Annotated in this window: 14 protein-coding genes and 2 pseudogenes; 2 read left to right on the forward strand and 14 right to left on the reverse strand. The window is 56.3% G+C overall.

What is annotated here, in order from left to right; all coding sequences use genetic code 11:
• Nucleotides 1-224: 224 nt before the first annotated feature.
• From smbP to COMA1_RS13345, 12 genes and pseudogenes are all read right to left on the reverse strand, one after another.
• Entirely contained in the window at nt 225-602 is a 378-nt protein-coding gene (gene smbP / locus COMA1_RS13290; protein ID WP_176698044.1) for a small metal-binding protein SmbP, read from the reverse strand.
• Between the two features lie 303 nt (nt 603-905).
• Nucleotides 906-2,069 carry a glutathionylspermidine synthase family protein gene (locus COMA1_RS13295; protein ID WP_090749313.1) on the reverse strand — a complete coding sequence of 388 codons (1,164 nt, stop codon included), beginning with the start codon at nt 2,067-2,069 and terminating at the stop codon, nt 906-908.
• A gap of 2 nt (nt 2,070-2,071) precedes the next feature.
• Nucleotides 2,072-2,377 carry a hypothetical protein gene (locus COMA1_RS13300; protein WP_090749315.1) on the reverse strand — a complete coding sequence of 102 codons (306 nt, stop codon included), beginning with the start codon at nt 2,375-2,377 and terminating at the stop codon, nt 2,072-2,074.
• 306 nt (nt 2,378-2,683) lie between these two features.
• Nucleotides 2,684-5,077: an EcoAI/FtnUII family type I restriction enzme subunit R gene (hsdR, locus tag COMA1_RS13305; protein WP_090749317.1), complete on the reverse strand. Its 2,394-nt coding sequence runs from the start codon at nt 5,075-5,077 to the stop codon at nt 2,684-2,686.
• Between the two features lie 67 nt (nt 5,078-5,144).
• On the reverse strand, nt 5,145-5,912 hold the full coding sequence (locus COMA1_RS13310; protein ID WP_090749318.1) for a four helix bundle suffix domain-containing protein: 768 nt from the start codon (nt 5,910-5,912) through the stop codon (nt 5,145-5,147).
• Nucleotides 5,913-5,925: 13 nt separating this feature from the next.
• Nucleotides 5,926-7,017: a restriction endonuclease subunit S gene (locus COMA1_RS13315; protein WP_176698045.1), complete on the reverse strand. Its 1,092-nt coding sequence runs from the start codon at nt 7,015-7,017 to the stop codon at nt 5,926-5,928.
• A 41-nt stretch (nt 7,018-7,058) separates the two neighbouring features.
• Nucleotides 7,059-8,516: pseudogene (locus COMA1_RS13320) on the reverse strand (N-6 DNA methylase).
• Between the two features lie 190 nt (nt 8,517-8,706).
• Nucleotides 8,707-9,000 (reverse strand): DUF2442 domain-containing protein, encoded by a 294-nt coding sequence (locus COMA1_RS13325; RefSeq protein WP_090749322.1) that lies wholly within the window; start codon nt 8,998-9,000, stop codon nt 8,707-8,709.
• 22 nt (nt 9,001-9,022) lie between these two features.
• Nucleotides 9,023-9,223, reverse strand: a pseudogene (locus tag COMA1_RS13330) (DUF4160 domain-containing protein); the annotation flags it as partial.
• A 240-nt stretch (nt 9,224-9,463) separates the two neighbouring features.
• Nucleotides 9,464-10,777, reverse strand: a complete 1,314-nt coding sequence (locus COMA1_RS13335) for a dicarboxylate/amino acid:cation symporter (RefSeq protein ID WP_090749324.1) — start codon at nt 10,775-10,777, stop codon at nt 9,464-9,466.
• Between the two features lie 320 nt (nt 10,778-11,097).
• Nucleotides 11,098-11,376 (reverse strand): MoaD/ThiS family protein, encoded by a 279-nt coding sequence (locus COMA1_RS13340; protein ID WP_090749327.1) that lies wholly within the window; start codon nt 11,374-11,376, stop codon nt 11,098-11,100.
• Between the two features lie 76 nt (nt 11,377-11,452).
• Entirely contained in the window at nt 11,453-14,290 is a 2,838-nt protein-coding gene (locus COMA1_RS13345; protein ID WP_090749329.1) for an FAD-binding and (Fe-S)-binding domain-containing protein, read from the reverse strand.
• Between the two features lie 88 nt (nt 14,291-14,378).
• On the opposite strand from COMA1_RS13345, the gene COMA1_RS13350 reads away from it, so the two are divergent.
• Complete coding sequence (locus COMA1_RS13350; protein WP_090749331.1) at nt 14,379-15,335, forward strand: 2-hydroxyacid dehydrogenase; 957 nt, start codon at nt 14,379-14,381, stop codon at nt 15,333-15,335.
• A gap of 26 nt (nt 15,336-15,361) precedes the next feature.
• Here COMA1_RS13350 and COMA1_RS13355 read toward each other — a convergent pair whose 3' ends face one another.
• Together COMA1_RS13355 and COMA1_RS13360 are read right to left on the reverse strand one after the other, a co-directional pair.
• Nucleotides 15,362-17,347, reverse strand: a complete 1,986-nt coding sequence (locus COMA1_RS13355; protein ID WP_176698046.1) for a tetratricopeptide repeat protein — start codon at nt 17,345-17,347, stop codon at nt 15,362-15,364.
• Nucleotides 17,348-17,515: 168 nt separating this feature from the next.
• Nucleotides 17,516-17,734: a cold shock domain-containing protein gene (locus tag COMA1_RS13360; protein ID WP_090749335.1), complete on the reverse strand. Its 219-nt coding sequence runs from the start codon at nt 17,732-17,734 to the stop codon at nt 17,516-17,518.
• Nucleotides 17,735-18,002: 268 nt separating this feature from the next.
• Between COMA1_RS13360 and COMA1_RS13365 the strand changes: the two genes are divergently transcribed.
• Nucleotides 18,003-19,124, forward strand: coding sequence for an LptF/LptG family permease (locus COMA1_RS13365; protein ID WP_176698047.1), 1,122 nt, complete (start codon nt 18,003-18,005; stop codon nt 19,122-19,124).
• Nucleotides 19,125-19,126 lie beyond the last annotated feature (2 nt).

A 19,126-nucleotide genomic window follows, 5' to 3' on the forward strand; every position in this document is an offset into this window, starting at 1 on the left:
TCGCGAGATGAGGGTCGGATGCAACCGTCGGTAATCACCGCCTATGACCATTGGAGAAAGCACAGGGTGAATCTGTCGGAAAGACAAACAGGACCTGCCTCTCTCACAGGAATGAGCAATTTTCGCCTGAGACAGGCATGCATACGACAATGAGAGTACAGCCTCCAAGATTAGTTGTCCTCTACAAGGACACCCGCCTCCCATGTTTCAACCCATCGACCTCATCACTTCTCAGACAGGTGCGTGACCGCTTGTTCCACGTGTTTCGTGGCCACGTCCGTATGACCCGCGCTTCCATGCTCGACGGCATGCTTCAGCTCCGCAATGCCGGCGTCCACGTGCGCATCCTTCCGTGCCTTCAGCGCATGTTGCAGGGCCGCATCAGCACTGGTCAGGAATGGCCCCACATGACCCTGTTTGCTATGGTCCGCGGCTTCCTTGGCGAGATTGATGGCATCCTGCCGATGCTGGTCCTCTGATCGCATGACATCACGCCGTGCCCCGCCCTCAGCAAACACTGATTGCAACGGCAGGACTGTGGCGGTGCCAATCACAAAGATTGCCGCAAGTGCGAGTGCTCGTGGCCTGATATATCGTGTCATTAGCATGCTCCCTTCTCACAATAGGTGAACTGATCTCCGTGAACGCCCTTCTCAACAGGAGGGCGACCGGATGGCCTCCATCTGTTTTTGCCCCGGACATTGTAGCATGCATGTTCCCGGAACGTCCCCAGCTCTAGCCACTGAGAGCGATGCCGGTACTCGCTCAATCCGACTTCCTCTCATGCAATGGCCACGGACGATGGAGTGACCAACTCGGTCATTCCATCTTATACAGAGGTTCATTGTTTTGGTGACCAAGGGACGACTGGAGATGGGGCGTCATCGTAAAAGAACAGGCACGAGTCACAATCCGATACTGATCCTTATATCAGGCAGGCCTTTCACCACGTAATGCGGCACAAAGCGGCTGTGATTCCCGTGGATCAGACCACGATCTTCCCGAATCCCTACCCCTGCGGGCTCGTCCCCGACTACCCAGGATCCAATCACCGGGTGCCATCCCTCGAATACCGGCAACGGCCTATACTCCTGATAGACCGAGAGCTGTGCGTCATAAGGTCCCGCCGTCGTCAGTACCTGATCCCCGTTCACGATCGAAATATTGGCGCCTTCGCGTGACCAAAACGGCTTCCTGACATAAGCCACACAGTTCCCTGGTCCTGAAAAGAAAGCAGGCAACAGGTTCGGGTGATCGGGATACCACTCCCACAACAAGGCCAGCAGCCCTTTGTGGCTGAGCACCTGTTTCCAAGCTGGCTCCAGCACCAACATCGAAGACCGGGGCAGCTCCGCCGCAAATGCGTCCTGGCACATCCATTCCCAGGGGTAAAGCTTGAAAAGCGTCGAGATCGGTTCGTTCCGATGGTCCACAAACCGCCGACACCCCGGCTCCCACCCAATTCGTTCGATCGGCAAGGTCTGCACACGCCACCCGGCCTGGTTCGCCGTATCGGCCAGATAGGTCACCGTCTGTCGATCCTCGTCGCTCCCATCCAAACACACCAAATGGAGCAAATCGGTTGAGGCCCGCCGACGGATCACGCGCCACTGCCCGATCAGCCGTTCATGCAGAGAGTTGAATTGATCCGCCTCCGGACAGGTCTCTCGCCGCCATTCCCATTGACCGACTGCGGCTTCAAGCAACGACGTAGGCGTATCGGCATTATATTCGAGCAATTTTGGCGACCCGATCCCGTCGTACCAGAAATCAAACCGCCCATAGAGCGATGGCTCCTGCCGCTCATACGAATCGATGATCCGAGGCCGCCACGGTTCAGGGATGCAGAGATCGGCAAAACGATCCTCACGGATGATCGTCTCAACGGCCTCCAGACAGAGCTGATGCAGCGAGGCTGTGGCGGATTCAAGGCAGTCGACCTGCGCCTCACTGAACTCATAGGCGACATCCTCGCGCCAGTAGCCCCCGTCCAGACTATGATAGGTGACGCCGACCCGATCGAGTTGCGCCGGCCAGTCGGCACGCGGCTGCATCGCACGACGATGCATGGCTACGTCCCCTCGTCCGGCTTATAGAATTGGGCGCCGGTCCAGCCAAACCCGCCGCGTTGGCACACACCCGTCAGCTCATCACCTGAAGAAACATCGCCTCCCGGCATGGCAGGAGAAAGCATCCCCAGTTCGTTCAGCTGATCGCCTCGCACAGAGCAACCGTCTGCTCCGTACCCAGCTGTGATCCACACCATTGATCCCAACCCATCCGCCGCTGCGGCGAGACTCACTCGCACCTCGGTGGAATGCCGCTGACGAGGAGGTCCCGGGCCCGGCACAGGCCCATCCGGCCTTTTCTTGTCCATAGGAACCTTTCGCTCGTAATAGAAGATCCAGAAGGGAACAGGGAGACGAACTGCGCTCACAACCAGCCGGACAGGCACATGCCGACATCTTACACGGATTGAGCGTACAGAGGGTAAGTCAGATGCGAGTATACGCTGCTTCTGGTCCCGGCGCTGACGCATTTGACAGCAATCCGACAGGGGGACGTAGGTCCCCCTCTGCAGCTTGAGTGGAAATGGAGCGGGAAGCGGAGGAGTGCCTGCACGGTTCAAAATCCGACTCTAACCGTTTACGCTGGGCTTCTCGATACTTTTTCTGCCACTTTTTTAACCCTGTATCTGCGGCTGATACAAATATTTCTGAAAGCCCACAAAGACTTTTCCAATCTCTTCGGGCTTGCCGAGATCGGCCACCGCATCAGCAATGGCGCCGTGATACTTGAGTCGCAATAACGGCGAAAGCTTGTCCTGAGAGAGCTCCTCCACCCCGACTCTGATGTATTGCGCAAGCACAAAGTCGAGAAACGCCTGCTGCTTGCCGGTGAAATGCGCCCGAATCTCCACCGTAGCTCTGGCGGCCCGCTCTTCGCGGGTGAGCGGAGCCATTGCATAGGCCACATGCGCCAGCACGTCGAATAGGTCACTGTGCTCCGCGTCGATGATGCGCTGCATCTCCGCCATCTGGTCAGATCCGAACCCCTTCTCGGCCAGTCCCTCTAACAACCTGGCTCTGGTATCAGGCACACTCCAGAGCGCGCGGAGCTCGGCTTCACTCTTGAAAAACTCCGGCAACTTACCAAAAAGCATTTCCAAAAACTGCTGCGCCGACATCGGGGTGCCGTCGGGATGCCAGAAGCTCGTGACCATCATGTGCTGGATCGTGCGTGCCTTGCCGTCAGCCAGCTTGACCTTCACCTTTTTCTGACACACGCACGGCTTCTGTCCGTATTTCTCACAAGGCTCTCGCTCGCAGGCGCAGGGATGTTTGCCACATACACCGCAGGGTTGCGGCGGCAGCTTTTCGCATCGGCAGGGAGATTGTCCGCATCTCGCGCAAGGCTTTTTTGGTTCCGGTTCGATCGGCTCCCCATCCCACTCAGGATCGCTGAAGTGGTGATGCGCCTTCACAAAATCATAGATCGTGAAGTAGTCCTTGCCCTCATAGAGCCGCGTCCCACGCCCGATGATCTGTTTGAACTCGATCATCGAGTTGACCGGACGCATGAGCACGATGTTGCGGATGTTCCTGGCGTCTACCCCGGTCGAGAGCTTTTGCGATGTCGTGAGAATCGTCGGGATGGTCTTTTCGTTGTCCTGGAAATCGCGGAGATGCTGCTCGCCTAACTCACCGTCGTTTGCCGTGACCCGTTGGCAATAGTTCGGGTCGGAACTGGTCTTCATCTGGTTGATGAGGTCACGGACGGCCAGCGCGTGGTCCTGTGTCGCGCAAAAGACCAGCGTCTTTTCACGTTGGTCGATCGCATGCATGAAGATCTCGACACGCTTCTTCTCACGATCTTTGATCTCGATAATCCGGTTGAAGTCCGCTTCGCTGTATCGTTTACCGTATTCGACCGTGCCTTCCATGACCCTGTCGTCCGGCGTGTAAACGTATTCGTCCAGCGTCGTCGAAATCTGTTTCACTTTGAAGGGAGTCAGAAATCCGTCGTTAATCCCATCCTTGAGCGAATAGACGAAGACCGGCTCGCCGAAGTACCGGTAGGTGTCCACATTGTCGGCGCGTTTCGGCGTAGCAGTCAGGCCGAGCTGCACGGCAGGCAAAAAGTATTCGAGTACGCCGCGCCAATTGCTTTCATCGTTCGCCCCGCCCCGGTGGCACTCGTCGATCACGATGCAGTCGAAGAAGTCCGGCGGATACTCGCCGAAATAGGGCGAGGGCTTGCCGTCTTTCGGCGGACCGCTCATGAAGGTCTGAAAGATCGTGAAGAAGAGATTGCCGTTCTTCGGGACTTTGCCCTTCTTTCGGATATCCTCCGGCGCAATCCGCACCAGCGCGTCTTCGGGAAAGGCGGAGAAGGCGTTATAGGCCTGATCGGCGAGGATGTTCCTGTCGGCCAGAAACAGAATGCGGGGACGTCGGGACGGTTCGCGGCTCAGGTTCCAACGGCTATGGAACAGCTTCCAAGCGATTTGAAAGGCGATGAACGTCTTACCGGTGCCGGTCGCCAGCGTGAGGAGGATACGCGGCTTCTGTTCCGCGATCGCCTGCAACACCCGCTCAACGGCAATGTCCTGGTAGTAGCGGCTCGGGTGCGACCCGCCTTTGTCCTCGAAGGGGACTGCAGAGAATCGGTCCCGCCAGGCATTCTGTGTCACGAACGTCAGGTTCCAGAGTTCATCCGGGCTGGGATAGCCGAGCCTCTCCCCTTCCTGGCCCGTCTCCATGTCGATGGCGTAGATGCCTTGGCCATTGGTTGAGTAGGTAAAACGGATGGCGAGTTTTCCTGCATAATTCTTTGCCTGCCCAACCCCTTCGGTTAATTCTTCGTCCCAGGCCTTGGCTTCGATCACAGCAAGCTTGGTATTGCGATAGACCAGCACATAATCGGCGATCAGTGGCTTCGCCCGCCGTCCCAAGCCTTCGATCCGACCCGGCGTGATGGAATACTCACGTAGCACGCGGCTCCCCTCCACCACGCCCCAGCCTGCCGCCTTGAGGGCAGGATCGATATGCTCAGCTCTAGTTTCGGCTTCGTTCATGGCTGCAAGGCCTCTCTGCTTGACCGAATTGACGTGATTGACCTCACTGTCATTGCGGTCAACATGGTCAATGCGGTCCCTCTTCTCCCATCGGCCTCGTTCCTTTGCAGTCAGGAAAGGCGGAGCATCCCCAGAACTGCCCGGTTGCGGAATTGCGGCGACGCATGGACTTGCCGCACAGTGGGCACTCCGGTGACGCGAGCTTGGTCTGTTCCCGCGCTTCGATGCGTTTGGCGGTGAGCCGTTCGCTGAACCCACCGGTTTCCTCAAAAGTCTTGCCCTGTGCTTCAATCTGGCGCTTGAGCATTGTCAGGGTTCGCCCGATGATGATGAGCATGGCATTGGCCACGATCACCGCGTCGTCGGCATCAAGCCACGAGGCGTACTTTCTGCGCTGTTCCAGGGCGTGTCTCGCCGACTCGTGGACCATGTCATCCTCGAACGGCGCCGAATCCAGCGAGACGGCATTCACAGCTTTGGCTTCCGGCGAATGCGCCGACCAGGGGAGCTGCCCCCGGTCGAGGATCACGATCTCATAGTCACCGCGCAGCTCGCTCAGACTCGCCCGCGCCACGTCCGTGAGCTTCATTTCAGTATCCTTGGACGTAGCTGAACGCTCTGATCCCTCGATGATGTTCTGCCGGCCGCTGCGTGCGGCCTGCGTCATCTGATCGTACTGCCGTCCCTTTGGATCGTAAAACTTGGTGCCCGCCTCGCGAGCCTCATGTGTGAGAAAGCGCCGACAGAACCGCAGCGTCTCGATCTGGATAATCGTCGCCAGGGTGAAGGAGTGCAGCTTCCTGAATCCGCCGTGTTTGTCGAACAACTCAACCATGGCGTCCGGCTCCCTAGAGTTTCCCGCTGAAAGCTTCGTGCAGCAGCGACTGCTTCAACTCGCCCAGCGCGGCGAGCTTTTGCTGATAGATGGATTTGAGGCGTTGGGTTTCGGCGTAAAGCGCGTCAATTTTTCCTACAATGGTTTTCTGTTGGTCGACGGGCGGCAAATATAGATGCAAGTCGCCTAAATCGGTGTTGCTCAAATTTGGCATCACTGCCCCACCTGCAAGCCTTTCCAGCCTGCGTTTACAACTGTCTGACCGAAGAAATCTGACAAGATAACGGGGTTCGCAACGGCCTGACGGTTTAATAAAAAAGCTTCCAGTTCCACACAACCAACCATCCTCAGCATCGGTCACTAACGCGCAGCGTCCCATTTCACCTCGACGCCCAATGACAATATCCCCCTCGCGCATAATGTAGTTCGATAGCTGCCGCGCGGTTTTTTCGGACACCGTTTTTCGAAAATCAGGTTCAATTCCAGTCTCTGTGATATGGGCTGGATTCACCAGCGGAATTCCACCTTCGATATAGTCACTTTTGTGGAGCAAAGAACCGAACGGACCAGTTAAGACTCCACCTGTCGCCTCACTTAGAGTGGTCTCCATCCATCCCTTTCCCCGCTGAGTGAAGACCGATTGCAGGTGGCTTTCAAAGAAGGCGCGGGCGTTGCGGAGGTTCTGCTCGGCATTGGCTGTGGCGATAGCGAGACCGTCAAACGCTTCGTCGAGGATGCCGACGATGCGCTGTTGTTCGGATAACGGGGGAACCGAAACTTGGAACGTTTGGATATCCCCCTTCGAGATGAACGGCTGTGCTGCACCGCGCTTGGGAAGCTCTACATACGTCAGCAGCTGATACAGAAATCTGCCCGTACATGTACCGTCGCGTGGAGTGAGCGTGATGGTATTCTTGATGGCCGTAAAATCCTCTTCGGGAAAAAACATGCGACCGCACTGCGCTCCGATAGCAGAGAGGACGGGCGTGCATTTCTCATGTTCCTTGTGACCAATTCTGCCATCACAGCCGGCTGCCGAAATAGCGAGATACCTGCCGTTTTCAACGTAGGAGGATTTCGTGAGGTCGGTATTCCCCCAATCCACAACGCAAATCTCACCCAGCGTTTTTGTCGTCCATCCCTTCTTCATTTCAGCAATGCCGCGATATTCCCCAGCACTTCCGCACTCTCCTCATCCAGCGCGGCGATCTCGTTCATGATCTCCTTCGGACTGCGATGCGTCACGACTTCGCCGCCGTTGGGATTTTTCACCGACAAATCGAACGTAGCCTGGTCGATCTCCTTCGCATTCACGCTCCAACTCTTGGGCGAGTGAGCGAAAGACTTCTGGAGCTTGATGAACTCTTTGAGATCGTCGTCGTTGAGCGGATTGGTCTTGCCGAGGCTACGGCCCGGGTCGAGCTGGTAGAACCAGACTTTTCTTGTAGGCGCGCCTTTCTCGAAAAATAAGATGACCGTCTTCACGCCCGCGCCCTGGAACGTGCCGCCAGGACAATCCAAGACCGTGTGCAGGTTGCAGCTTTCCAGCAGCTGTTTGCGCAGACTCACCGAGGCGTTATCGGTGTTGGAGAGAAAGGTATTCTTGATGACCACGCCACCGCGCCCGCCCGCCTTGAGGCTCTTGATGAAATGCTGGAGAAACAGAAAGGCCGTCTCGCCGGTGCGGATCGGAAAGTTCTGCTGCACTTCCTTCCGCTCTTTCCCACCGAAAGGCGGATTGGCCAGCACGACGTCGTAGCGGTCTTTCTCCTGGATATCGGCCAGGTTTTCCGTGAGCGTGTTGGTGTGGATGATATTCGGCGCCTCGATGCCGTGCAGGATCATATTCATGATCGCGATGACGTAGGCGAGCGACTTCTTTTCCTTCCCGTAGAAGGTCTTGTCTTGGAGCGTCTTGAGGTCTTTCGTCGAGAGGCCGCCCTTGGCGGTCAGGTAGTCATACGCTTCGCACAAAAATCCCGCCGACCCGCAGGCTCCGTCATAGATGCGCTCGCCGATCTTCGGCTTGACCACCTGCACCATGGCGCGAATGAGCGGGCGCGGGGTGTAGTATTCGCCGCCGTTGCGCCCGGCGTTGCCCATGTTCTTGATCTTGGCTTCCTAGAGGTGGGAGAGCTCGTGCTTCTCCTTCTGCGAGCGGAAGCGCAGCTCGTCGATGTGGTCAATGATCTCGCGCAGGTTGTAGCCGCTCTGGATCTTATTTTTGATCTCCCCGAAGATTTCGCCGATTTTGTACTCGATGGTATTCGGCCCGGTGGCCCGCTGTTTGAAGCCGTGGAGGTAGGGAAAGAGCTTCAGCGTGACGAACTCGGTCAGGTCGCTGCCGGTCAGGGCGACGTTGTGATCCAGCTTGCCGTCTTTGCCCTTCGGCGCGGCCCAGCTTTCCCACCGATACGGCTTGTCGAGAATGAAGTTGTAGCGCTTGCCCTCCAGCTTGGCCTCATCCGCTTTGTCCTGCTCCAGCCCGTCGAGATATTTCAGGAACAAGAGCCAGGAGGTCTGCTCGGTATAGTCCAGCTCGGTCGTGCAGCCGGCTTCCTTCCGGAGCACGTCGTCGATGTTTCTAAAGGCTTGGTCAAACATGCAGGAGGGTCTCCCACTAGCTATGGGGAAAATCGCCGCCGCAGAATACCCGTTTTCTCGTGATAATTCATCTCATCCTTTGGGGGACACAGGTCTCCTCAGCCATACACAAGGGCTGAGCGTTGAGTGTTGAGTGAATGCAGGGTGAGAGGTGGTACCAGTTAAACGGAACTGCGGGGAAGGCAGTGGATCACCGTACGAGCGAAGGGAGCTTAATTGTGAGTGATGGCGGCGGACTGGCGGAAGTCGTTGGTGGGAGGCCACCCCAAATAAGGACATCAGGGTCGAGATCGGCACCATTGGGCCAGACGACGGTTCCAGATTCCACCCTGACTTGTCGGAAGACCGTTGAATCAGTGCGAACCAGCTCAAACACCGGCCCCGTGAGGAGATCGGCAATACTCCGTTCCACGACAGCACCGTTAGTCAGTGTCAGCTGAAGGGTGAAGCCCTCCCCTGCTATAGCCTCGCGAATCCTCAACACTACTCTTATCCTTCTTTTCGAACTAGTCTAACGGCGCGATAGGAACTGGCGTACGACCGCTTCGAGCCAACTCCCAATCTCGTCGTAACTCGACACGATGCAACACAGCCCATTCTAGCACCATCGCCAGCGCTCGACGAGGCAATTCACCACGAACGACGGACAAGGTATCGATGTCAATCAAGGCCTCATCTTCGACATACACGGCATGAAAGTGCGGCGGATCGTGATCATTTTAGTACATCCGAATGATAATTCCGAAAAACCGGCACAGTTCAGGCATACCGTTATCCCCTCACACTTACAGCTAACCGCCGGAAGCTTAACCAGTTCCACACAGGAAATCACGCTTCTTGTGTGGAGCTATGAAGTGCTGAGTAGCTGGTTGAGGTCAGGGAAGGTACATGTACTGATGCGAGGCATCCTCATGGCAACCGATGCGGTTCTCCTTTCCCTATGGTGGCTACTGAGAAATGGGTTTCGCTGCCGGTGTCGTCTGGCCTACATCGAGCAAGATGGCGACGAGCATGTCGCTCATGACGTTTACACCCGAGCGGGCGCGGGCGATGATCCAATCTACCGTCATGATGAGGGGAATCGCGGCCAAGATGACCTGATCCGGCAGCCCGGCTGCCGCGAGGACGAGCGGCAAGACAATCAGCCCGGCTTCCGGTATGCCGGCGACACCAGCTCCGGCGATAATGGAGGCAAAAACAATCAAGACCTGCTTCGCCAAGGGGAGATCATAGCCCAATGCTTGCGCGAGAAACAGCGCGGCCATCGCTTCGTACAGCGTGATGCCGTCGTTATTGAGATTGGTCCCGACACAGGCCGCAAGGCGTGCCGATTGTGACGACACCCGCATTCGTTCGAGACAGCGCAGGGTGACCGGCACGGTGGCCAAGCTACTATTACACGAGACCGCCGTCATAATGGCATCGGCTCCCTGCCCCACATACGTCTTCGGGGATTTTTTCCCCACCAGCCAGGCCACCAGCGGATAGTAGAGAAGGGAGTGGACCGTAAGGCCTGCCAGCATCGCCACGAGGAAGATCCAGAGAACGGAAAACACACCGACCCCGGATTTCCCGACGACCTGTGCGACGACACCGAAGACAGCCAGCGGGACCGCAACAATAATCCACTCAAGGATCAACACGAGCCACCCATAGACGCGTTCGATACCCCGCGCAACCATCACAACCAAGCCACTCGTCCGGTCTGATTTTCCATACAGGTATCGCAGGACGCTACCAAGGAGCAGGGCGAGAAGGACGACGCCGATAATATTGTTACTGGAAAATGGATTGGTCAGCGTGCGTGGAATATAGGACGCCAGATACTCGATTGGGCTTTGCGATCCAGCCTGTACGTTGGCAAGGGCTGACGATGAGAGGGTTGTGCCTGGCACGAGGTGCAGGAGCTCATCCACATGTCCCAACCAGGCCAAGCCCGGCTGCCAGAGATTCATGATGGCTAAGCCGATAACCATGGCGACGGAGACGTTCACGAGACAAATGACAAGCAGCTTGGTTCCCTGACGCATCGGGATACTGGTGCGGAGCAGGGCATCGAGAATCGCAAAAAAGATGAGCGGGATGGCCAGCGTCTTGAGCATCCACACCACCCAGAGACCGAGTTGGCCGAGTTGTTCGTTGCGCAGGCCATTCCAATAGGGTTCTTGTCCAAATAGGACACCAAGCGTCGCCCCGCTGATCACGGCGATCAGGACTTGGAGATACAGCGGGATCGGAAGCCAGCGTGACGTTTCGTGCATCGTGGTCTCTCGGGCCGCCGCAGCTTACCCGGTTTGACCGTCAGAAACTACCGTCCTCCACCTCGAAGAGGACGGACAACGTCCTGAGCTGCTCACGAAAGGCCGATCGTGTGGATTAGCCGTGTGTTGACAAACCCAAGAACGAGCTCGGAAATGGAACCCTGCCTGAGGTCACGAACGTCTGGACAATACCGCGCAGGCTGTTCAGAAAGGCCATCCAGCAAGGCCGCAGCGAGCGAAGAGGCGAATCGTACTCTCTGCCGTACGGTGAGCCTCTGAGCGAGGCGAGAACGCCGCTGGTGGACTTTGTCAACAGCCTGTTAGCTAGGAATATCGCGGGTACCGTCGTAGGACGTGCGGGATTGAAATGAGAGTTTGACGACGTCGCCGTCACGCACCGGTGAATCCTCCGAGCCGATTTTCTTATTGATAGTGATGAGCGCCTCACGACTCTGGATGAATGGACGCAGCGGGCCGAGTTGGGCAGGGTTCGCCTCAATGAGTTGTTTGACGCTCGTCGGGCCCACCACCGTGACCTCGAGCTCACTCTCTTCAACCACCGCACGGAGGGTCTGACCAAAAATCTGCACCGATACCATAACGTTCCAACCTCGCTCACGACATCACCGACCCATGCCGGGTATCAGGGTACTATACACGATCAGAGAGCCTGACTCACCTCTCCTCAGCCTCCCCTGCTCGATAGGCGTCCTGAAGCAGTTGCGCGACATGTTTCACTTGAACGGATTCGCGCAGCCCATTCTTGAGCTGGATCATGCAAGCCGGACAACTTGTCGCCACCACATCGGCCTCGCTCCGCGTGATTGCCCGGGCTTTTCGGTCAAAGATCTTCTGCGAGGTGTCATAGTCCTTGACCACGTAGGTCCCAGCGCCACCGGCACAGCGGTCGGCATCCTGCATCTCGACGAAATTGACCCCGGGCAAGGCCGATAGGACTTGTCGCGGCTCTTTCGTCACGCCGGCCGCCCGAAGATGGCAAGAGGAATGGTAGGTAACGCGTTTGGTCATCCCACCAGCTTTGGCCATCGGCGGCTTCTCCGAAGAACGGGCGACGAATTCCGAAATATGCACGACCTTCTTGGCCAGCGATTCCGCTTGCAGCCGCTCAGGACCCTCGGCGAACAGCGTGGGATAATCCTTCAACATGAGCGTGCAGGACGCGCAGCCGGTCACGATCGTTTCATAAGCCGCAAACGAGCGCATATTGAATCGAGCACCGTCGCGCACGAGATCGACGTGTCCATAGGTCTCAATTGGTGTTCCGGAGCAGCGCTGTGGAGGCAGGGCCGGCTCAACTCCATGCTTATTCAAGACCTCGATGACCGCGTCGCCCACCCCATCGTCAAAATAGTTGGCCGCACAGCCATGGAAATAGGCGACGGTCCGTGACGGCGAGGGGTCGGCTCCGCTCGTCGTCAAATGTGCATACCGTTCACGCAAGTGCCGTCGCGCGAGGGTCGGTAACACGAGATCATGTGGCAACCGAGCGGTTGGAGCCAACTGCTTCATGATAGGCGCCATGATCCGTTCCAACACCTTTCGGAAGAACGGACGATCCCATACGGTCTGCGTGGCAGCCAGCATATGAAGCAGCGCCTCAAAATTGACTCCCTTCGCCTGGCTCCGAAAAATCCAGCCTGCCAACCGGTTCGGATGTTCTGCCCGCTTCTTCAGAATCAGATCCGAGACATCCACGCCGGCTGGACAAATCGTGCGACAGGATTTGCAATTGAGACAGGCCTCAACGACGCGCTTGGAGTTCAGATAGCTGTAATCCTTCGCCGTCACAATCTCGAACCAGCCACGGGCACTCATGTCTTCCGATTGAAACACATCGTAGACCGGGCAGACCGAGTTACATTTCGCACAGGTCGCGCAGGATTTGGAAAGCCTGGTGTAATCGATATGCTCGGTAAAGGATGCATCGCTGAGCTTGATCCCTGGATTCAACACATGACCAGGATCAAACGCGTTCTTGACCTGTGTAAACAGGTCATAGAGTTCGTCGCCGAACATGCGCTTCACGAACTCGGCGCGAATACGACCGTCTCCATGTTCGCCGCAAATCGATCCTCCGAAACGATTCAACACGGTCGCATGGATCTCGTGATGAGCCTGCACCATTTTCTCGAAATCGCCATGATCGTTCACATCCAACAATGGGACGATGTGCGCATTGCCGTTCCCGATATGGCCAAAGATGGCGACGGGCACCTGTTGTCCGTCGAAGAATTCTTCTAAATAACGAATCAGCTCGCTGATGCGTCCGGCCGGAACGACGACATCGTCCACAAAATTGATCGGCTTCTTTTTGGGGTCGAACCGGTAGAGGGTTGGATAGAGCGCTTTCCGTGCTTTCCAGAGCTGCTCCCGCCGTTCAGCATCGAAGGCGAGCGTCGGTTCTGAGGCCAGCCGGTACGGACGGCAGATCGTATTCAGGACCTCGGCCTGCTCATGCAAATCAATTTCTAGGGAGTCGGCATCCAACTCAAGCAGCAGCGTCGCCGCGGCTTCTTCCGGAATGCTATGTGCCGCCCGCCCAATGAGGTTCAGTGTGTTGGCATCCATCACCTCCAACGCACTTGGTCGGAGCGTCAGGAGCTGTGGCACGGCATCACCGACTTCCTCCAGGTGGGTGAAGTGGATCAGGGCAGTCAGCGTCGAGGAAGGCTTCTTCACCAAGGTCACCCTCGCTTCACTGACGACACCGAGCGTGCCTTCACTGCCGACAAACAGCTTGGGAATATCGAACATGCCTCGCACAAGCCCGTCTGCAATCCCAAACAGGTTATACCCGCAACTATTCTTGCTCACGGTCGGCTGTTTCTCTGCAATGAGGTCCGCGTGGGCCTGGACCAGGATCAAGACGTCCCGCAAGGCCGGCACCATGGTCAAGACACGTTCAAGCGAGGGGTCCGTGAGAGCGTAGGATTGCGCATCTATCCAGGACGAGGACGCGAGACAGACACGGAGCCGGAGGAGATTGTCTTTGACGGATCCATAGCGGAGCGTATGCGGGCCGGAAGAATTATTGGCGATCATCCCACCGAGTTTGCACATATCCCCGCTTGATGGATCCGGCCCAAACATCAGCCCGTGGGAGCTGAGTTGGCGATTGAGTTCCGCCAAGACCATTCCCGGCTGCACTCGCGCCCATTGTTCCTCACGATTGACCTCCAGAATCCGATTCAGACGTGAGACATCGAGGATGATCCCGGAACCGATCGCAGACCCTGTGAGATTCGTGCCGGCAGCCCGAGGCGTGAGGGGAATACCTCGTGAAACAGCATAGCCAATCGTTGCAGCAATATCCTCTTCCGACTCCACAAGGACGACGGCCTGCGGAGGAATACGGTAGATACTCGCATCCACCGCATACGCGGTAATGGTCGGCAGATCATTTTTGACTTTTACGGAGCCCAGGAGGGCGCGAAGATCATTGGCGACGGCGTTGGATTTCGTCTGTTGGATCAAGGGAGAAGAGGTAGCCATGACGTCGTCCGCCTCCTAGCCGTTACTGTTGAGGGGCACTCGACCTCGTTGTCTCAGGACGATTATTTCCCCTACAATAGATCGTACGATGGATCGCCCAATCTTATATATCACGCGCCTATTACCTCAACCAGTCTTGGAGGCGATCCCCCAAGACTACCGCATCCTCGCGGGAACGACGGATCAGCCTCCCACGGCCGATGAGCTCCGCCGTGGTTTCGCAGAAGCTGACGCAGTCATCTGCACATTGAGCGACGCTATTGATGCCTCGCTCTTGTCCGCGGCAACACGACTGAAGATCCTCGCCAACTATGCCGTCGGCTATAATAACATCGATGTACCCGACGCAACTCGGCGTGGTGTGATCGTGACCAATACTCCTGACGTGCTGACCGATGCCACCGCAGACTTAACATGGACCCTATTGCTCGGTATGGCTCGGCGAATCGTGGAAGGCGACCGGTGGATCCGAAGAGGTGGATGGCCTGGATGGAGCCCCACACAACTGTTGGGTGCCGATGTCTCTGGAAAAACGCTGGGCATTGTCGGCATGGGGCGTATCGGACAGGCAGTAGCCATGCGGGCGGGCGGGTTTCGAATGTCGGTCATGTATGCCGGCCGTCATGCTGTGGTTCCCCCCCAAGGATTCGCGTGGGCTCACCATCCCCTTGATACTGTCCTCACTCAATCTGATTTTCTCTCACTCCACGTGCCACTCAACGAAACAACCTATCACCTGATCGGGGAGCGCGAACTCCGTATGATGAAATCGACGGCCTTTCTGATCAATACCTCACGAGGGGCAGTGATCGACGAGTCCGCACTGATCACAGCACTCCAGACACGATCGATTGCCGGTGCTGCATTAGATGTCTATGCCCAGGAACCACATGTCCCTACTGGGTTGACCTCCCTCTCGAACGTCTTACTTCTTCCTCACCTCGGATCTGCCACGCTCGAAACTCGGGTACGTATGGGGCTCATCTGTTTGGCAAATATTGCGGCCGTATTGGAAGGTCGCCCGGCACCGAATCAGGTGAACTGAGGTGTACTGAAGGGATAGCGCTGCCCCTACGAAGCGTACCGAAAACTGACGTCCCCTCCCCGTTGTTTTCCCTTCAGCGCCGCCAAGCGCTGCGGGACGTCATGAAACGACGGGATCGCTTGAAATGCGAGCGCCGCCTTCTCCCACTGTTCTTCTGCTTCATAGAGAAGCCCTAACTCATAGCGAATGGCTTGCCCCTTCGCTCCTTGACACCGAGGATCGGTCAAGACGGTTTCAAGCCCCATAATCGCACGGGTGAGCTGTTGCTCTTCCTTTAGGCAGACGGCTGTCATCAAGGCCGAATCCAGATAAAATGAGTCACTGTCCATAGAGACCTGGAACGCAGCATAGGCTTCTTTGTGCAACCCCATGTTCTTATAGGCAACCCCTAGCGCATAGTGTGTCTCGTAGTCGGGTGGTGGCCCGGCTGGTTCTCTCACCGGTGCCTTCTGCGTCTCAGTGAATGTGTCTGCAATCGATGCACTATCCGGTCGCTGATCACTCGACGCCTCGCTCGAATGACGGACTGACGGCTGTATCACGGCGGACGTTACTGCAGGATGGACCGTCGTAGCAGAGGGGATGTGCGCAACCTCTGGTTCAGTCTCCTGGCCTTGTGCCGGGCCCATTGCCTGCGACTCATCGTCCCTCGCAAAGATGTTTGCCGAATTCGAGACGGCATCCGGCTCAGCTCCTACGATCACAAACTCTTCTGTCTCTTCTGCTGCCCGCTCTTGCTCTCCTATATCTTCGGGACGATCTGAAGAGAGCTCTTCGATTCGAATCTCTTCATGTTCCCCATTCGTGGCTCCCGTTGCCCCTCTCTTCACCCTCTCGGCTAATTTCTTTACGAAGTCGGCCTCAGGAGCAAGGGTCATCACTTTCTCAAACAGTTCCTCGTGGAGGCTTTCCATGCCAGGCTCCGGATGGGCGAGTAGTACCTCGACTGCCTTGGCATATTGAAGCGCCGCCACGGCGTAGTCGCCTTTTTCTTCGAACAGTTCGCCGTTCAACTCTAACAAGGGCACGGAGTTCGGCTCCACAACCAACACCTCCTGAATCAGTGACTCCGCAAGATTCAGGTCATGCGCGCGTAACGCAGCTCCGGCCAAAAATCGATATTCTCCGACTGCGACTTGCACATCGCCACGTTGTAAATGCAACCGAGCCAGCAGCTGGCAGACCTGTGGGTTTCCGGGTTCTCGCGTCAATAGTTGGTTCAGAATGGCTTCTGCGCCGCTGTATTGCTTTTCAGTAATACGTCGAACGGCTTCGGCCAGCAGATCGAGCGGTTCCGTGGGTTTCTGCATCAGCTTGGATTTCAGTGTCGATGCAGAAGAGGTCGGCTTCACCGCGTTCACCGATCCGGTGCCGCCATGTTTCAGGCTTTCAACGAATTGGCCCGCCTCGTTGTTCTGTGGATCGATTTTCAGAACGGCGAGATACGCATCCTTCGCCTCATCATATCGACCTTGTGCTGATTTCTCCCGACCCAACTGGAGATAAACCTTGGTCGCTTCATCCTGCTGATTTTCTTGGATACAGAGTTCCGCGACGCGTTGCTGCGCATTGAGATTCGATGGATCATGCGCGATGATCTTCTTGTAGACATCGAGCGCATCCTTTCCACGACGCTCTTTGAGGTAATACTTCCCGAGCGTAAGATAATCCTGCACGGCACTGCTGATGAGGCCTCGTTCCACATTCAAATCCCCAAGGTAACGGTAGACCTCATATCGCGTCGGATCACACTTGAGGACTTTCTTGAATGCGGCAATAGCTTTGAGAGTGGCTCCTTCCGCTCGAAAGGCCGAAGCTGCCTGTAGATAGGCCGACGCCGCCTCGCCTGGCACATTCCGCTTTATGTGCAGATCACCGATCGTATTGTGGATACTGCCGTCGGCAGGACTGTCGATCGCAAGCTTTTTCCACTCAGCAATCGCGGCATCATACTGTCCACGAGAAGCCAGTAGTTGAGCCTGTTGAAGGATGCGACTGCGATCCGGTGGCACAGGTATGCCCTCCATGAGCAGAACAGCCAAACGCTAACAGTCTCAATGAGTTTTGTCTAGAAATTGAGGGAATCAGGCAGGGATCTCACTCCGGTGGAAGAGACCGTTTCTCCTGTTTTTGACCAGGAGAAACGGTCGTCCCGCAGAACACGAACTACGAATGAATGACTAGGAAGCGGCAATGACCGCCTTCAGCACGTTGGCCGCTTGTGGGCCCTTCGCTCCTTGCACGATATCAAACTCAACGTTTTCACCCTCTTTGAGCGTCTTGAATCCATCTCCTTGTAAGGCGGAGTAGTGAACGAAGACATCGTCCCCGCTATCCAGCCGAATAAACCCAAATCCCTTTCGATCATTGAACCACTTGACCGTACCTTTTGTCTTCACGGACTCCTCCTTTTGTCAACAACGACGTATAGTTGCGTAGCGCCTGCACCCACGTTTTATGTGATAAGAAATCGAGAATAGAACGGACACACACTCGGCTGGTAGAAGAGGGACGGGCACCTGAAGGAGTGATGAATCGCTCACAGAACCCATCATCATATTAGAATAAAATTCGCGCTGCATGTAACATAGGGAGTACCCTCTGTCAAGGGAATCTTTGCGGACAAGATTTTCTCCTGTGTTTACAAGGGAGATGGACTCTCCTATAGTGTCCATAATTTCTCCGCCTGAAAACTCTGTGATCTTACGCACACTACTCGATCGCTACATCTTCACCGAGCTTCTTACTCCCTTCGGGCTCAGCCTCGGGGCGCTCTGTTTTGTGATGCTCACGAGAGAACTCCTGCGTCTCGTCGAACTGCTCGTCTCAAAAGGAGTCGGGATCTGGGCCGTCCTCAAAGTGATTGCCATGCTGCTTCCCTCTGGGCTCGTCCTGACGCTTCCCATCGCCGGACTGATCGCTTCGGTCACCGCCTTTGGCCGGTTGTCTTTCGATAAGGAACTGGTCGCCATGCGAGCTGCGGGGCTCAGCCTCGTTCGCCTTGCACAACCGGTACTCCTGTTTTCCGTCTGCGTGTTCACATTAACGTTGGTCTTATCGCAGTGGGGACAACCTTGGAGCTCGCTCAATCTGAAGAAGGTGGCGCTCAATCTCTTGAAGGACCAGCTCGCCCTCGCTCTCGAACGCGGCACGTTCAACGAACCGATCCCGCACATGATGATTTATGTTCCAGAAGCCGAGCCGGATCGTCCGACTCCCGGCATCTTCATCTCGGATGAACGCCTCCCCAATGAACCCCGCGTCATTGTGGCGGAACACTATCGGATTTTCATGGATGCTCAGCATGACCACGTGGCACTCCAGTTGGAGAACGGCATGATTCATAGCCGTCCTCCTCAGATCGACCAGTCCCAGCAGATTGCCTTCGCCAGCTATGACATCAAGATCAACTTGAACCTCAGTAGTTACTCGGCGACCGAGGAACGCCCTTCGTACGAGCAAATTACTGCGCGCCTCGCTGAAACCGACGGCAAAGACGCCGGCGCGCTTCGGCGAATGATGGAATATTATCGAGACTTGGCCTTCCCAACGGCCTCTCTGGTATTTTGCCTCCTCGGCGTACCGGTTGGAATCGTCTCGAAACGCTCCGGTCGTGTTGGTGGCTTCGCCGTTGGTGTCGGCATCATCATCGCGTTCTACATCTTGAATGTCGGATGCGACTTTCTGGTGACGGCCCTGATCCTTCATCCATTCTGGGGCGCGTGGCTGCCCAACATTATTTTTATGATCATCACCCTGGTTCTGTTCTACCGCGTGAGCAAGCACTAACA

It is taken from the genome of Candidatus Nitrospira nitrosa, assembly GCF_001458735.1.
Classification (GTDB): Bacteria; Nitrospirota; Nitrospiria; order Nitrospirales; family Nitrospiraceae; genus Nitrospira_D; species Nitrospira_D nitrosa.

Bases quoted from the DNA above. Each gene is read 5' to 3' on its own strand.
- smbP (WP_176698044.1), bottom strand. From the start codon at position 602: ATGACACGATATATCAGGCCACGAGCACTCGCACTTGCGGCAATCTTT.
- COMA1_RS13295 (WP_090749313.1), bottom strand. From the start codon at position 2,069: ATGCATCGTCGTGCGATGCAGCCGCGTGCCGACTGGCCGGCGCAACTC.
- COMA1_RS13300 (WP_090749315.1), bottom strand. From the start codon at position 2,377: ATGGACAAGAAAAGGCCGGATGGGCCTGTGCCGGGCCCGGGACCTCCT.
- hsdR (WP_090749317.1), bottom strand. From the start codon at position 5,077: ATGAACGAAGCCGAAACTAGAGCTGAGCATATCGATCCTGCCCTCAAG.
- COMA1_RS13310 (WP_090749318.1), bottom strand. From the start codon at position 5,912: ATGGTTGAGTTGTTCGACAAACACGGCGGATTCAGGAAGCTGCACTCC.
- COMA1_RS13335 (WP_090749324.1), bottom strand. From the start codon at position 10,777: ATGCACGAAACGTCACGCTGGCTTCCGATCCCGCTGTATCTCCAAGTC.
- COMA1_RS13340 (WP_090749327.1), bottom strand. From the start codon at position 11,376: ATGGTATCGGTGCAGATTTTTGGTCAGACCCTCCGTGCGGTGGTTGAA.
- COMA1_RS13345 (WP_090749329.1), bottom strand. From the start codon at position 14,290: ATGGCTACCTCTTCTCCCTTGATCCAACAGACGAAATCCAACGCCGTC.
- COMA1_RS13350 (WP_090749331.1), top strand. From the start codon at position 14,379: ATGGATCGCCCAATCTTATATATCACGCGCCTATTACCTCAACCAGTC.